This is a genomic window from Curtobacterium sp. LFS079, assembly GCF_047977865.1.
Classification (GTDB): domain Bacteria; phylum Actinomycetota; class Actinomycetes; order Actinomycetales; family Micrococcaceae; genus Arthrobacter.
In genome coordinates, this window is sequence record NZ_JBFPFO010000016.1 from 23,252 (window position 1) to 36,156 (window position 12,905).

Here is a 12,905-nt window from a genome sequence, read left to right on the forward strand (position 1 = left end):
TTGGCTGCTCCCGCCACTGATTTAGGCGGAAGGCTGGCCGCAGGTAGCCTTGAGCCATGGACGAAAGCCTCACGAACACCCTTGGCCTCAACGGACTGCCTTTTTCCAAGGGGCATGGCACCGGCAACGATTTCGTCCTGATCGCCGACCCCGAGGATCAGCACCGGATCTCCCCGGAACAGGTCGCCGCCTTGTGCAACCGGCACCTTGGCATCGGCGGCGACGGACTCATCCGTGCCGTCCCTTCGCGTTTCCTGCCCGAAGGCCGGGACATCCTCGAAACTGAACCCGCCGCGGAATGGTTCATGGACTACCGCAACGGCGACGGCTCGCTGTCCGAAATGTGCGGCAACGGCGTGCGTGTCTTCGTGCACTTCCTCATCGACCAGGGCCTCGTGACGCTGGGCGCCGGCGAATCCCTGGCCATCGGCACCCGTGGCGGGATCAAGCGGATCTCCCGGACGGCCGGGGGCTACGCCGTGGACATGGGCCCGTGGGAATTCATTTTCCCCGAGGACGCCCGGGACAAGGCCATGGACTCCCTGGTCCACGCCGAGGGCCTCGAAGTTGCCCGGCCCGCGCTCTCGGTCAGCATGGGCAACCCGCACACGGTGGTGGCCCTGGCCGAACTGTCGGAACTGGAAGCCACGGAACTCTACAAGGCCCCCCAGGTGGACCCTGTCCCGCCGCACGGCACCAACGTCGAATTCGTCGTCCCGGCCGAACCGCTGGTCCATGACGGCACCGGGACCATCACCATGCGGGTCCACGAACGCGGGGTGGGGGAGACCCAGTCCTGCGGCACCGGAGCCTGCGCGGCCGCCGTCGCGATCCGGCACTGGGCCGGTCCGGAAGCTCCCGACAACTGGAAGGTCAACGTCCCGGGCGGCGTCGTCGAGGTGCGTTTCTTCCCCGGCGCCGGCGGGCGTGAACACGTGGAGCTGAGCGGCCCCGCGGTGATCGTTGCTACGGGTTCGCTTTCCTGACCCGCAGGATCCGGAATGACTTTGCGGTGTTTTCCCTGGTCACTGTGAAGGTATCGTCCAGTTTCTCCGCAAGCCAGCGCTGAAGGGAATCCGAGCCGAGGTTCTTCTGGACCACCAGCCAGGCGTTCCCGCCTGGAGCCAGCCGCGGCAGCCATTTCAGCAGCAGCTCATGCAGCTCGGCCTTCCCGATGCGGATTGGCGGATTGGACCAGATGGTGTCGAAGGTCACGGAGGGGTCGACGTCGTCGGGCAGGCTGGCGGTGACATTGCCCAGCTCCAGCGCGGCAGCGTTCTCGTTGGTGAGGGTGATGCAGCGGTCGTTGACGTCGACGGCGTAGACCTGTGCCTCCGGCGCCATGAGCGCCATGGTGAGCGCGATCGGACCCCAGCCACAGCCGATGTCCAGCAGGTTGCCTCGCGGGGCCGGTGCGGGTACCTCGTCCAGCAGGATCACGGTCCCCTTGTCGATCCCGTCGGGGCTGAAGATACCGGGGGAGCTGTGGAGTCTGCGGGTGGCGCCGGCCAGTTCCACCGTGAGGGGCTTGCGGGGGAAAGGCCCGGCGGGCGCGTTGAAATAGTGAGCAGACTCCATAGCTTGCCAGAGTAGTTGGCCGCGCCAGCCAAGGGAAACCAACGCCCCGGCAAGTGCTTGACAACGCCTGATAAGGTTGTGTGCATGTTCTTGATCTTTGAGTAATTCAGCCCCTGCGATGCAGGCCTGCCCGCTTGTTCCCTTCGGAATCCCCGCGGCAGCGCCTTTCCGCCTTTGGCATGATCCCGGGTTACCGGAACCTCAACAGATCGATCCACCGCCGTCCGTCCCGGCTTTTGCCCGCGGCCCTATGGCGTCCTGGATTTCCTGTCTGGTCCTGCGAAGGCGTCAGCCCAGCGCGAAGCGCGCACCATCAGACATCAAACGGCACTATTCTGGATATGCCGACCCTCTAAGGAGACCATGACCACGCAGCAGAACACCGGAGCCGATTCCGACGCCCAGGACATGAGTCCTGAACAAATCCAGGCTGTCATCGACCGGATTCTCTCCAAGGATGTGCCGGCACCGGCGCGGGAAAGCGAAGATTCCCGAGGCGTGTTCGGCAAGGCCCAGGCGATTTCCACCCTGGACGAAGAACACAGCATTTACGACGGCGAGCAGGAAGACCTGGCCGAACGCCGCGCCCTGCGCCGCACGGCGGGGCTGTCCACCGAACTCGAAGACGTCACCGAAGTCGAATACCGGCAGCTGCGCCTTGAGCGCGTCGTCCTCGCCGGGCTCTGGACCGAAGGGACCCTCGCCGACGCCGAGAACTCGCTCCGCGAGCTTGCGGCGCTGGCCGAGACCGCCGGCTCGGAGGTGCTTGACGGCATCGTCCAGCGGCGGGTCAAGCCGGACCCCGGCACCTTCCTCGGTTCCGGCAAGGCGCTGGAGCTCAGGGACATCGTGATGTCGACGGGGGCGGACACCGTCGTCGTGGACACCGAGTTGGCGCCGTCCCAGCGGCGCGGCCTGGAAGACATCGTCAAGGTCAAGGTGGTGGACCGCACCACCCTCATCCTGGACATCTTCGCCCAACACGCCAAGAGCCGTGAAGGCAAGGCCCAGGTTGAGCTGGCCCAGCTCGAATACCTGCTGCCGCGCCTGCGTGGCTGGGGTGAATCCATGTCCCGCCAGGCCGGTGGCCAGGTGGGTGGCGCCGGGGCGGGCATGGGGTCCCGCGGTCCCGGTGAAACCAAGATCGAACTCGACCGCCGCCGCATCCGCACGCGGATGGCCAAGCTGCGGCGGGAGATCGCGGCCATGAAGCCGGCACGCGAGACCAAGCGGGCAAACCGCCGTCGTAATGCCGTTCCCTCGGTGGCGATCGCCGGCTACACCAACGCCGGGAAGTCCTCGCTGCTCAACCGCTTGACCGACGCGGGCGTCCTGGTCGAGAACGCCCTGTTCGCAACCCTCGATCCGACAGTCCGCAAGGCACAGACGCCGGACGGGATCGGCTACACCCTGGCCGACACCGTCGGTTTCGTCCGTTCCTTGCCCACCCAGCTGGTGGAGGCTTTCCGCTCCACCTTGGAGGAAGTGGCCGACGCCGACCTGATCCTTCACGTCGTGGATGTTTCCCATCCCGATCCCGAAGGGCAGATCGCTGCGGTGCGGACCGTGCTGGCCGAGGTCGATGCCCGGAAGATTCCGGAAATCATTGTGCTGAACAAGGTCGACGCGGCCGATCCCTTCGTCGTCGAACGCCTGAAGCAGAAGGAACCGCGGCATGCCGTTGTCTCCACCCGTACAGGGCAGGGCATTGCCGAACTGCTGGAAGCCATCAGCGCGGCGATTCCGCGGCCGGGGGTCCGGCTGGAGGCGCTGATTCCTTACAACCGCGGCGAACTGATCAGCAAGCTGCACAACTCCGACGCCGAAATCCTCAGCCTCGAGCATGAGGAAAGCGGCACCCGGGTAGTTGCCATGGTGCACGAAAACCTGGCAGCAGAACTCGGCGAGTTCGCCATCAATGGCTGAGCAGGAAACTCCCGTCACAGGAGGGTCCAGGGCGGAACGCACCGCCCTGGACCTCCTGGACAAGGCTGTTGCAGGCATGGGCGGGCAGAACCGCACCGGGCAGCACACCATGGCCCTCCATGTTGCCCGCGCCATCGAGAGCAATGAGCACCTCCTCGTCCAGGCCGGCACCGGAACCGGCAAATCCCTCGCATACCTGGTTCCACTGATCGCGCACGCGATGGACAGCAACAAGCCCACACTGGTGTCGACTGCGACGCTCGCGCTGCAGAGCCAGATTGTTTCCCGCGACCTCCCCAGGCTCCTCGAAACCCTCAACCCCTTGCTGGAGCGTCCCGTGGTCGTCGCCCTGGTCAAGGGCCGGGCCAACTACCTGTGCCTCCACAAGCTTGAGGGTGGCTTTCCCAGCGAAGAACCGGCCGAAGGCCAGCTGTTCTCATTGGGCGAGGACACCAGCGTCCCGCACACGGCGGCCGCGATCGGCGGCCCCGCATCGCAGCTGGGCAAGGAAGTGCTTCGCCTCCGTGAATGGGCCGAAACCACCTCCACGGGCGACCGCGACGAACTCATGCCCGGCGTGACGGACCGGGCCTGGCGGCAGGTTTCGGTGACGTCGATGGAATGCCTCGGCTCGCAGAAATGCCCCTTGGCGGAGGAGTGCTTCAGTGAACTTGCCCGGCAGCGGGCTGCCGAGGCCGACGTCGTGGTCACCAACCACGCGATGCTCGCCGTGAGCGCCTTCGAAGGGCTGGCCGTGCTGCCGGAATACGACGTCGTGGTGGTGGATGAAGCCCACGAACTCCAGGACCGTGTCACCGGGGCGGTGTCCGGACAGCTTTCGGTGACCATGGTCCATGCAGCGGCTTCCAGTGCGCGCAAGCACACCGCGATCACGGTGGATGCGCTCAACTCGGCAGCGGACCGGCTGGAAGTGGCGCTGGCCGGCGCCCCCTCTGGGCTGCTGCCGAACGGACTCAACGACGAACAGCTCGATTGCATCGACCAGCTCCGGGAAGCCTGCCGGGCGGCGCTCTCGGACTCGAAGGGCGATTCTTCCAACGCGGTCGACGGCGGCCGGCAGCTTGCGCGCTCACGCCTCCTGCTGATCCTGGAGCTGTGCGAACGCCTGCTCGCCGCCCGCGAAAACCGCGAGGTGGTCTGGCTTTCGCGCGCCAGCACCTTCGATCCGCAACAGGGGTATTCGGCGCCGGACGAGGGCGCCCCGGCCTTGATCAACATCGCCCCGCTGAGCGTTGCCGGACGCCTGCGCGAAGGCCTGTTTGCGGATCACACCGTGGTGCTGACCTCTGCGACCCTCGCCATCGGCGCGGCATTCGAACCAGCTGCGGGTGGCCTCGGCCTGATGGGGGACGGCGCGCCAAGCTGGACCGGGGTGGACGTCGGCTCGCCTTTCGACTATCCGAAACAGGGAATGCTGTACGTGGCGGCGCACCTGCCGAAACCCGGCCGTGGAACCTCACCCGAAGCGCTCGACGAGCTCGAACGGCTGCTCCGCGCCTCCAATGGCGGCGCGCTGTGCCTGTTCTCCTCCCGCCGCGCAGCCGAAGAAGCGGCCGAACAGATGCGCTCCAGGCTGGACCTCTCGATCCTCTGCCAGGGGGAGTCCACCATGGCCGCCCTCGTGAAGCAGTTCGCCGACGAAAAGGACACCTGCCTTTTCGGAACGATGTCGCTCTGGCAGGGCGTGGACGTCCCCGGTGGTTCCTGCCGGCTTGTGGTGATCGACAGGATTCCGTTCCCGCGGCCGGACGACCCCCTGATGACTGCCCGCTCGCGTGCCGTGGCGCAGTCCGGAGGCAACGGCTTCATGGCGGTCTCGGCCACCCATGCTGCGATCCGCCTCGCCCAGGGCGCCGGCCGGCTGATCCGTACGACGGGTGACAAGGGAGTGGTGGCCGTGCTGGACTCCAGGCTGTCGACCGAACGCTATGGCGGGTTCCTGCGGGCTGCGCTTCCGCCCTTCTGGGCGACGACAGACAGCTCCGTGGTCCGCGGGGCACTCGAACGGCTGAGCGCCGGCTAAGAGGCCCCGCGTCGGGCGGCGGGAGGCCCCGGCCCTGCCGGCTAGAGGGAACGCAGGACCGAAACGACCTTGCCCATGATCGTGGCGTGGTCGCCGAGGATCGGTTCGTACTGGGTGTTCTGGGGCAGCAGCCACGTGTGGCCGTCCCGCTGGCGGAAAGTCTTGACCGTGGCTTCGTCGTCGAGCAGGGCCGCAACGATGTCACCGTTGACGGCGTCGTTCTGGCGGCGCACCACCACCCAGTCGCCGTCGCAGATTGCGGCGTCGATCATGGAATCACCGGCCACCTTGAGCATGAAGAGTTCGCCGTGGCCGACCAGCTGGCGGGGCAGCGGGAGCACGTCTTCCACGGTCTGGTCCGCCAGGATGGGACCACCGGCAGCGATGCGGCCCACCAGCGGAACCATGGCGGTATCGCTGGCGCTGGCCAGTTCGGTGACTGCGAGCCCGCCCGTGCTTCGCAGCGAGGCCGGAGCCTCCACGCCCGGAATCCCTGCCCCGCCGTCGAGGGTGAGTGGCATGAGCACTTCCATTGCACGCGGCCGTTTCGGGTCGCGCCGCAGATAGCCAAGCTTTTCCAACTGGGAAAGCTGGTGCGTGACGCTGGAGAGGCTGGCAAGGCCCACGGTGTCGCCGATCTCGCGCATGGAGGGCGGGTAGCCGTTGTCGTTCACGGAACGCTGGATGGTTTCCAGGATCTTCTTCTGGCGGACGGTCAGGCCCTTGGCTGCCTTGGGCAACTGCTGGCCCCGAGGGGAGGCCCCGTTGCCGTTGGCTCGTGCTGCCATGTGCCGCGTCCTTCCGTTCTTCCCCGGCCGATGGCCGGACCGGGTCCTAAAATGTCAGACCCTCCTGATGCACTTCTCCTGTGCCTGTTCCTTCCCTCAAACGTAGGGCAGGCACAGGGCTTTATCAAACATTTGTTCTAGCGAGTCTCGACACCATTCGTTGATAAGTGCTAAAAATGTCGTAGCAAGGTTCGAATATGTGTTCTAAGTCAGCAGTCCGGCGGTCCTTCGATTCGAATATCGGATTCGAACACCGGGGGATTCGGGTGCTGATGGAAGAGAGAATTGGCAGCCATGTGCCGGGTGGGTCCGGGTGCAGGCTTTTCATCAGGAGGGCTCAGCTCATGTCCGGCATCACCATCACCCGCGAATTTCCCAAGGCTGTCCCCGGCCGCCTCCGCTTGACACGCCGTGGCCGCATCGTCTTCTTCGGAATCCCGGCAATGCTGCTGCTCGCAGCGTTGCTGACCTTCGTCGGCTTCCTGAACTCGCCGGCCAAGGCTGCCGACGACGGAACCGTGCTGCGCGCGACCCCGACGGTCACGGTCACCGTCCAAGCCGGCCAGTCGCTGTGGGGCATCGCAGGAGCCGCCGCGCCGGAACGCGATCCGCGCGACGTCATCGTGGAAATCATCCAGCTGAACAACCTGGAAGGCGGCCGGATCGTTCCTGGTCAGCAGCTGTTTGTCCCTGCCGCCTGAGTCCGCCCCGTGCCGGGCGGCGGGCTGCCCCTGTCACAGTTTCAGGGCACTGGTGCTTGCACCTTAAACTGTCATGGTGAGTGAGCAGCTAGAGCGACTTGACCGACTTCCCCTCCGGAGCAACCTCCGCGGACTGAGCCCCTACGGTGCCCCGCAGCTGGATGTTCCGATCCTGCTCAACGTCAACGAAAACACCCATGGTGTTCCCTCGGATGTCCAGGCCGCCATCACGGAGGCCGTCGCCAAGGCCGCCATGGGCCTGAACCGATACCCGGACCGCGAATTCACGGAGCTTCGCGAAGCGCTTGCGGAGTACCTCGGCCACGGCCTCACCCCCGAGAACATCTGGGCAGCCAACGGTTCCAACGAGGTCCTCCAGCAGATCCTCCAGGCCTTCGGCGGCCCCGGACGCACCGCCCTGGGCTTCCCTCCCACGTACTCGATGTACCCCCTGCTCGCCAGCGGAACCGACACTGCCTACATCACCGGCGTCCGCGCCGACGATTACGGGCTGGACGCCGAGTCGGCCGCCGCACAGGTCCGGGAACTGCAGCCGAACATCGTGTTCCTGTGCTCCCCGAACAACCCCACCGGCACGGGCCTGGGTCTCGACGTCGTCGAAGCCGTCTACGAGGCCGGAGAGGCAAGCCAGGCGATCGTCATTGTCGACGAGGCCTACCACGAGTTCGCCCACGATGACACGCCCAGTGCGTTGACCTTGCTGCCCGGCAGGGAACGCCTGATCGTCTCGCGCACCATGAGCAAGGCCTTCGCCCTCGCCGGCGCCCGGGTGGGCTACCTGGCGGCCGCTCCCGAGGTCGCTGATGCCATCCGCCTGGTGCGCCTGCCGTACCACCTCTCGGCTGTCACCCAGGCCACCGCCCTGGCGGCCCTCCGGCACCGTGAGGCACTCATGGCCGACGTCGAGGACATCAAGGTCCAGCGCGACCGCATCGTCGACGGTCTGATCCGCCTCGGCCTGAAGCCGGCGGCTTCCGATTCGAACTACGTCTTCTTCGGCGGTCTCGAGAATCCGCACGCCGTGTGGCAGGGACTGCTCGACGCCGGTGTGCTGATCCGCGACGTCGGCATCCCCGGACACCTGCGCGTGACCGCCGGCACCGAAGCCGAAACGACGGCGTTCCTCGAAGCCCTCGAGGCCCTGCTTGACGGCCGGGCCCCGGCCCGGGCCTAGACTTGAAGCAGACCCACACCCCCTTCTAAGGACAATTCAATGAGCGAAAACGGCGCCACCACGGCAGCCGCCCGGACCGCACGCATGGAACGCAGCACCAGCGAGTCCTCGGTCTTCGTCGAAATCAACCTCGACGGCACCGGCGTCTCGGACATCAGCACCTCCGTGCCGTTCTACGACCACATGCTGACCGCGCTCTGCAAGCATTCGCTCATCGACATGACGGTGAAGGCCACCGGCGACACCCACATCGACGCCCACCACACAGTGGAGGACGTCGCCATCACCTTCGGCGAAGTCCTGCGGACCGCTCTCGGGAACAAGGCGGGAATCCGCCGCTTCGGCGAAGCCACCGTGCCCCTCGACGAAGCCCTGGCGCACGCCGTCGTGGATGTCTCCGGGCGCCCCTACCTGGTGCACAGCGGCGAGCCTGCGGGCCAGGAGTACCACCTGATCGGCGGGCACTTCACCGGTTCGCTGACCCGCCACGTGTTCGAAGCCATCACCCTGCACGCCGGTATCTGCCTGCACATGAACGTGCTGGCTGGCCGCGACCCGCACCACATTGTCGAAGCCCAGTTCAAGGCCTTTGCCCGCGCCCTTCGCGCCGCCGTGGAATCCGATCCCCGCGTGGAGGGCATCCCGTCCACCAAGGGAGCCCTGTGAGCAAGCAGATTCTCAAGGACGGCGCCGTCGTCAACCCCGACGCCGCCGGCCGCATCGCTTCGCCTGAGGGCAAGCCGACCGTCACGGTCCTGGATTACGGTTCCGGGAACGTCCGGTCCGCCGTGCGCGCCCTGGAGCGGGCAGGCGCCCAGGTGACGCTCAGCGCCAAGCCCGAGGACGTCCTGAACGCGGACGGGCTGCTGGTGCCCGGCGTCGGTGCCTTCGAAACGGTGATGCGTGAACTGAAAGCCGTCGACGCGATCCGGATGATCGGGCGCAGGGTGGCCGGCGGCCGCCCCGTCCTCGGCATCTGCGTAGGCCTGCAGGTCCTCTTCGAAGCCGGCGTGGAGCACGGCACCGAGGCCGAGGGGATGGGCGAGTGGCCCGGGAAGGTGGAACTGCTGCCCGCCCAGGTAGTGCCGCACATGGGCTGGAACACCGTGAAGGTCCCGGAGGGCTCCAAGCTGTTTGCCGGCGTCGAGAACGAACGCTTCTACTTCGTGCACTCCTACGGCGTGCAGAAATGGGAGTTCGACGTCGCGCAGCCGCGCATGGCCCCGCCCATGGTCACCTGGTCCGAACACGGCGCGCCCTTCATCGCGGCCGTGGAGAATGGGCCGTTGTGCGCCACCCAGTTCCACCCGGAGAAGTCCGGCGACGCCGGGGCACGCTTGCTGCGCAACTGGGTCGAGGGCCTGCGCCCCAAGCCCGCTGCGGACGGCGCCCCGGAAGCCACTGCCTGATATGTGGTCGATCATCATGATGGGCGCGGCCGGGCTCCTGATCGGCGGCGGAATTTCCTTCCACCAGCAGAAGCGCCCGCGCTGGGTCTCCATCTCCTTCTACGTGCTGGCTGCCATGGCGCTGCTGGCCGCCTACCTCTTCACCCTGCCGGGCAAGTGACGCCCGTTTCCGTCCCCAACCCCGAGGATCCCCATGGCCACCGCCCCTGAACTGCCCGTCCTGGAACTGTTGCCCGCCGTCGACATCGTGGACGGCCAGGCCGTCCGCCTCCTGCAGGGCGAGGCCGGCTCCGAAACCAGCTACGGCACCCCGCTGGAAGCCGCCCTGAACTGGCAGAATGCCGGCGCCGAGTGGGTGCACATGGTGGATCTCGACGCCGCCTTCGGCCGCGGCGACAACGCGGACCTCATCAGCGAGGTCGTCTCGCAGCTCGACGTGAAAGTCGAGCTTTCCGGCGGCCTGCGCGACGACGAGTCCCTTGAACGCGCCCTTGGGCTCGGCGTCGCCCGCGTCAACCTCGGCACCGCCGCCCTCGAGAACCCGGAGTGGACGCGGCGCGCCATCGAGCGCTTCGGCGACAAGATCGCCGTCGGCCTCGACGTCCGCGGCACCACCCTGGCCGGGCGTGGCTGGACCAAGGAAGGCGGGGACCTCTGGGAGGTTCTGGCCCGCCTTGAGGACGCCGGCTGCGCGCGCTACGTCGTGACCGACGTGACCAAGGACGGCACGCTGCAGGGCCCCAACGTCGAACTGCTCAAGCAGATGGTCGAAAAGACCGGCAAGCCCGTGGTCGCCTCCGGCGGTATCTCCAGCCTCGAGGACCTGCGCGTCCTCCGCGAACTGGTCCCGCTCGGCGTCGAGGGCGCGATCGTGGGCAAGGCCCTGTACGCGGGGGCCTTCACGCTTCCCGAAGCCCTGGACGTAGCCGGCCGCCGCTGATGCACGGACAGCAGGAACCGGCAGCCGGGCAGCGCTCGCCCCAAAGCGGCACGCCGCGGCGTGAACTGCCGGGCCACATCGCCGCGGCGCTGGCCGGCGCCGGGGGAGCGGGCGACTCGGCGGGTACGCCGTGGGCCGGCCGCGACCTCAGCGGAGACGCCGCGAAGATCCATAACTTCGAGGACGACGACGGAAGGGCCGACGCCGGATACCTTGCAGCGGTCGAGGCCCTCCGTGAGGGCCGCGGCGGCGAAGCGGGCGTCGTCAGGGCGCTGGCCACCGCCCGGGTCTTCGTACCCGTCATGGCGACCCTGGCCGAGGAAGCCGACGGCGCCGCCGGAGCGGACGGTCATACGCTGCACGCCGACAAACAAGCCGACATGGCCTTGGTCACCCTCAAAGCCCCCGACGGCCGGACGGCGATGCCGGTGTTCACTTCGGCGGCCGCACTCGAATCCTGGCACCCGAACGCCCGGCCTGTGGCCGTGTACGCGGCCAGGGCGGCCCTTTCAGCGGTCTCCGAAGGGGCTCAGTTGCTGGTCCTGGACCCTGGCTCCGAGCTGACCTTCGTGGTCCGCAGGCCCGCGGTGTGGGCATTGGCACAGCAGCGGGACTGGACGCCGTCGTACCTGGATGATCAACTGGAGTCTGCTCTCGCTTCCGCGGCACGGGAGTTCCCGGTGGTCCGCCGCCTGGAAACCCGCCAGGGCGCCGGAACGGCGGCCCGCACCGCCAGCGGGCAGACAGTGGCCGGCGGTGGTGCCGGCCCCGAACTGCAGGTGGTGCTCTTCCTTGACGACGGGCTTGATGCGGCCGCCCTGCAGGTGCTGCTGGGACGGCTGAACGAAGCGTGGGCGCAGCTTGAGGCCTTCGCCGAAAACGTCGATTCGCTTGAGGTCAAGCTGCAGCGCGCAGCGCAGGAGACTGCGCCTTAGTCACGGTTGCACCGGTTCCCGGGCAGCCACCCGGGGAACAAAGAGGTTGTAGCTCGTGAATTTCGCTCTCTACAAGGAGACACTGTCCGTCCGCCCGGTCAGGCAACTGCTGATCATCGGGTTGATCGCGCGCATTCCGCATTCGGCGGCCGGTGTGCTCCTGACCCTGCATATCGTGCTGACCCTGAACCAGGGGTACGCGGCTGCCGGTGCCGCCGCGGCCCTGATGACGATCGGCATTGCCATCGGTGCGCCCTGGCGCGGCCGTCGCGTGGACCGGGCCGGCCTCCGCAAGGCCCTCATCCCTTCCGTGGTCTCCGAAGCGCTCATCTGGGCCGTCGTCCCGCACGTCAGCTACCAGTGGGTGCTGCCCCTGGTCTTCGTGGGCGGCCTGTTCAGCCTGCCCATCTTCAGCGTCATCCGGCAGTCCCTGGGCGTTCTGGTCGACGGCGAACAACGGCGCTCGGCTTTTGCCCTTGATTCCATCTTCACGGAACTGGTCTTCATGATCGGTCCGGCGGTCGGCGCCATCGCGGCCACGAGCGGCTACTCTGCGGTCGCCCTGACCGCAGTCGGCGCATCGGCCTCGGTCGCCGGCCTCTTCCTGATCTGGTTCAACCCGCCCACCCGGAGCGAGGACGTCTGCACCGCGGAGGAGAGCGCCGCGCGTGCCGCGGACGATCTCGCCGCTGCCGGCGCCGCGATCGTCGCCTCCGCCGCGCACGTTCAGGAAGCCGCCTCCGAACTGGCGCCTGCCGGGTCCAGGCTGGCCAGGCTCCGCGGGCACGTGGTGCGCAACTTCGCGTGGCTCACGGTCTCCGTGGCGGCGGTGTTCGTCGTCGCGGCGGGCTCCGGCATGGTGCTCAGCGGGACCGACGTCGGCATCGTGGCGATCCTCGAGCGTTCCGGCCACCAGACCGAGCTCGGCATCGTCTTCTTCTTCTGGTGCGCGGCGTCCGTGGTCGGTGGCGTGGTCTATGGTGCGATGCACCGCCCTGTTTCGCCGCTGCTGCTCCTGCTCGGCATGGCCGCCCTGACCATCCCGATGGGCCTGGCCAAGGACACCTGGACCCTGTCCATCCTGTCCATCTTGCCTGGCCTGCTGTGCGCCCCTGTCCTGTCGGCAGCTTCGGAGAAGGTTGCCGAACTCGTCGGGGAGGAACGCAGGGGAGAGGCCATGGGCTGGTACGGCTCCGCCCTGACCGCGGGCGTCGCCCTCGGCGCACCCCTGGCCGGGGTGTTCATCGACGGCGTCGGTTCCTGGGGCGGTTTCGTGTCGGTGGGCGTTGCCGGCGTCGTGCTCTGCCTCGCGGGGCTCGTGCTGATGAAGATCCGCCGGGCGGCGCTGGTCCGGTAGCAGGGTCCGCTGGCAGTTTTTGCAACACAAAC

General features: G+C 67.4%; 13 protein-coding genes. 11 read left to right on the plus strand and 2 right to left on the minus strand.

Translation table 11 applies throughout. The annotated features are described in order from the left end of the window. The first annotated feature begins 56 nt into the window (after positions 1–56). A complete protein-coding gene (gene dapF, locus ACNQPB_RS18560) occupies positions 57–986 on the plus strand; it encodes a diaminopimelate epimerase (protein WP_498753894.1) in 930 nt (309 codons plus the stop codon). On the opposite strand, the gene ACNQPB_RS18565 is transcribed toward dapF, so the two are convergent. Beyond that, on the minus strand, positions 967–1,578 hold the full coding sequence (locus ACNQPB_RS18565; protein ID WP_498753895.1) for a class I SAM-dependent methyltransferase: 612 nt from the start codon (positions 1,576–1,578) through the stop codon (positions 967–969). The two genes, dapF and ACNQPB_RS18565, sit on opposite strands and share 20 nt — an antisense overlap. A 363-nt stretch (positions 1,579–1,941) precedes the next feature. Here ACNQPB_RS18565 and hflX point away from each other — a divergent pair, with 363 nt between their 5' ends. Then, complete coding sequence (hflX, locus tag ACNQPB_RS18570; RefSeq protein WP_498753896.1) at positions 1,942–3,504, plus strand: GTPase HflX; 1,563 nt, start codon at positions 1,942–1,944, stop codon at positions 3,502–3,504. Further along, positions 3,497–5,548, plus strand: coding sequence for an ATP-dependent DNA helicase (locus ACNQPB_RS18575; RefSeq protein WP_498753897.1), 2,052 nt, complete (start codon positions 3,497–3,499; stop codon positions 5,546–5,548). The genes hflX and ACNQPB_RS18575 overlap by 8 nt, the downstream gene beginning before the upstream one ends. 41 nt (positions 5,549–5,589) lie before the next feature. Here ACNQPB_RS18575 and lexA read toward each other — a convergent pair whose 3' ends face one another. After that, a complete protein-coding gene (gene lexA / locus ACNQPB_RS18580; protein WP_498753898.1) occupies positions 5,590–6,336 on the minus strand; it encodes a transcriptional repressor LexA in 747 nt (248 codons plus the stop codon). A gap of 344 nt (positions 6,337–6,680) precedes the next feature. Here lexA and ACNQPB_RS18585 point away from each other — a divergent pair, with 344 nt between their 5' ends. From ACNQPB_RS18585 to ACNQPB_RS18620, 8 genes are all read left to right on the plus strand, one after another. Further along, on the plus strand, positions 6,681–7,037 hold the full coding sequence (locus ACNQPB_RS18585; RefSeq protein ID WP_498753899.1) for a LysM peptidoglycan-binding domain-containing protein: 357 nt from the start codon (positions 6,681–6,683) through the stop codon (positions 7,035–7,037). A gap of 76 nt (positions 7,038–7,113) precedes the next feature. Then, positions 7,114–8,232: a histidinol-phosphate transaminase gene (locus ACNQPB_RS18590; RefSeq protein ID WP_498753900.1), complete on the plus strand. Its 1,119-nt coding sequence runs from the start codon at positions 7,114–7,116 to the stop codon at positions 8,230–8,232. A 39-nt stretch (positions 8,233–8,271) separates the two neighbouring features. Further along, a complete protein-coding gene (hisB, locus tag ACNQPB_RS18595) occupies positions 8,272–8,898 on the plus strand; it encodes an imidazoleglycerol-phosphate dehydratase HisB (protein WP_498753901.1) in 627 nt (208 codons plus the stop codon). Next, entirely contained in the window at positions 8,895–9,641 is a 747-nt protein-coding gene (gene hisH, locus ACNQPB_RS18600; protein WP_498753902.1) for an imidazole glycerol phosphate synthase subunit HisH, read from the plus strand. The genes hisB and hisH overlap by 4 nt, the downstream gene beginning before the upstream one ends. Position 9,642: 1 nt before the next feature. Then, on the plus strand, positions 9,643–9,801 hold the full coding sequence (locus tag ACNQPB_RS18605) for a CG2302 family histidine operon protein (RefSeq protein ID WP_498753903.1): 159 nt from the start codon (positions 9,643–9,645) through the stop codon (positions 9,799–9,801). 33 nt (positions 9,802–9,834) lie between these two features. Further along, positions 9,835–10,581: a bifunctional 1-(5-phosphoribosyl)-5-((5-phosphoribosylamino)methylideneamino)imidazole-4-carboxamide isomerase/phosphoribosylanthranilate isomerase PriA gene (gene priA, locus ACNQPB_RS18610; RefSeq protein ID WP_498753904.1), complete on the plus strand. Its 747-nt coding sequence runs from the start codon at positions 9,835–9,837 to the stop codon at positions 10,579–10,581. After that, positions 10,581–11,516 carry an SseB family protein gene (locus ACNQPB_RS18615; protein ID WP_498753905.1) on the plus strand — a complete coding sequence of 312 codons (936 nt, stop codon included), beginning with the start codon at positions 10,581–10,583 and terminating at the stop codon, positions 11,514–11,516. The genes priA and ACNQPB_RS18615 overlap by 1 nt, the downstream gene beginning before the upstream one ends. 55 nt (positions 11,517–11,571) lie before the next feature. Then, positions 11,572–12,873, plus strand: a complete 1,302-nt coding sequence (locus ACNQPB_RS18620) for an MFS transporter (protein ID WP_498753906.1) — start codon at positions 11,572–11,574, stop codon at positions 12,871–12,873. The last annotated feature ends 32 nt before the right edge of the window (positions 12,874–12,905 follow it).

Coding starts and splice junctions, on each gene's coding strand:
- hisB (WP_498753901.1), top strand. CDS start 8,272: ATGAGCGAAAACGGCGCCACCACGGCAGCCGCCCGGACCGCACGCATG.
- ACNQPB_RS18605 (WP_498753903.1), top strand. CDS start 9,643: ATGTGGTCGATCATCATGATGGGCGCGGCCGGGCTCCTGATCGGCGGC.
- ACNQPB_RS18575 (WP_498753897.1), top strand. CDS start 3,497: ATGGCTGAGCAGGAAACTCCCGTCACAGGAGGGTCCAGGGCGGAACGC.
- ACNQPB_RS18585 (WP_498753899.1), top strand. CDS start 6,681: ATGTCCGGCATCACCATCACCCGCGAATTTCCCAAGGCTGTCCCCGGC.
- dapF (WP_498753894.1), top strand. CDS start 57: ATGGACGAAAGCCTCACGAACACCCTTGGCCTCAACGGACTGCCTTTT.
- lexA (WP_498753898.1), bottom strand. CDS start 6,336: ATGGCAGCACGAGCCAACGGCAACGGGGCCTCCCCTCGGGGCCAGCAG.
- priA (WP_498753904.1), top strand. CDS start 9,835: ATGGCCACCGCCCCTGAACTGCCCGTCCTGGAACTGTTGCCCGCCGTC.
- ACNQPB_RS18565 (WP_498753895.1), bottom strand. CDS start 1,578: ATGGAGTCTGCTCACTATTTCAACGCGCCCGCCGGGCCTTTCCCCCGC.
- ACNQPB_RS18615 (WP_498753905.1), top strand. CDS start 10,581: ATGCACGGACAGCAGGAACCGGCAGCCGGGCAGCGCTCGCCCCAAAGC.
- hflX (WP_498753896.1), top strand. CDS start 1,942: ATGACCACGCAGCAGAACACCGGAGCCGATTCCGACGCCCAGGACATG.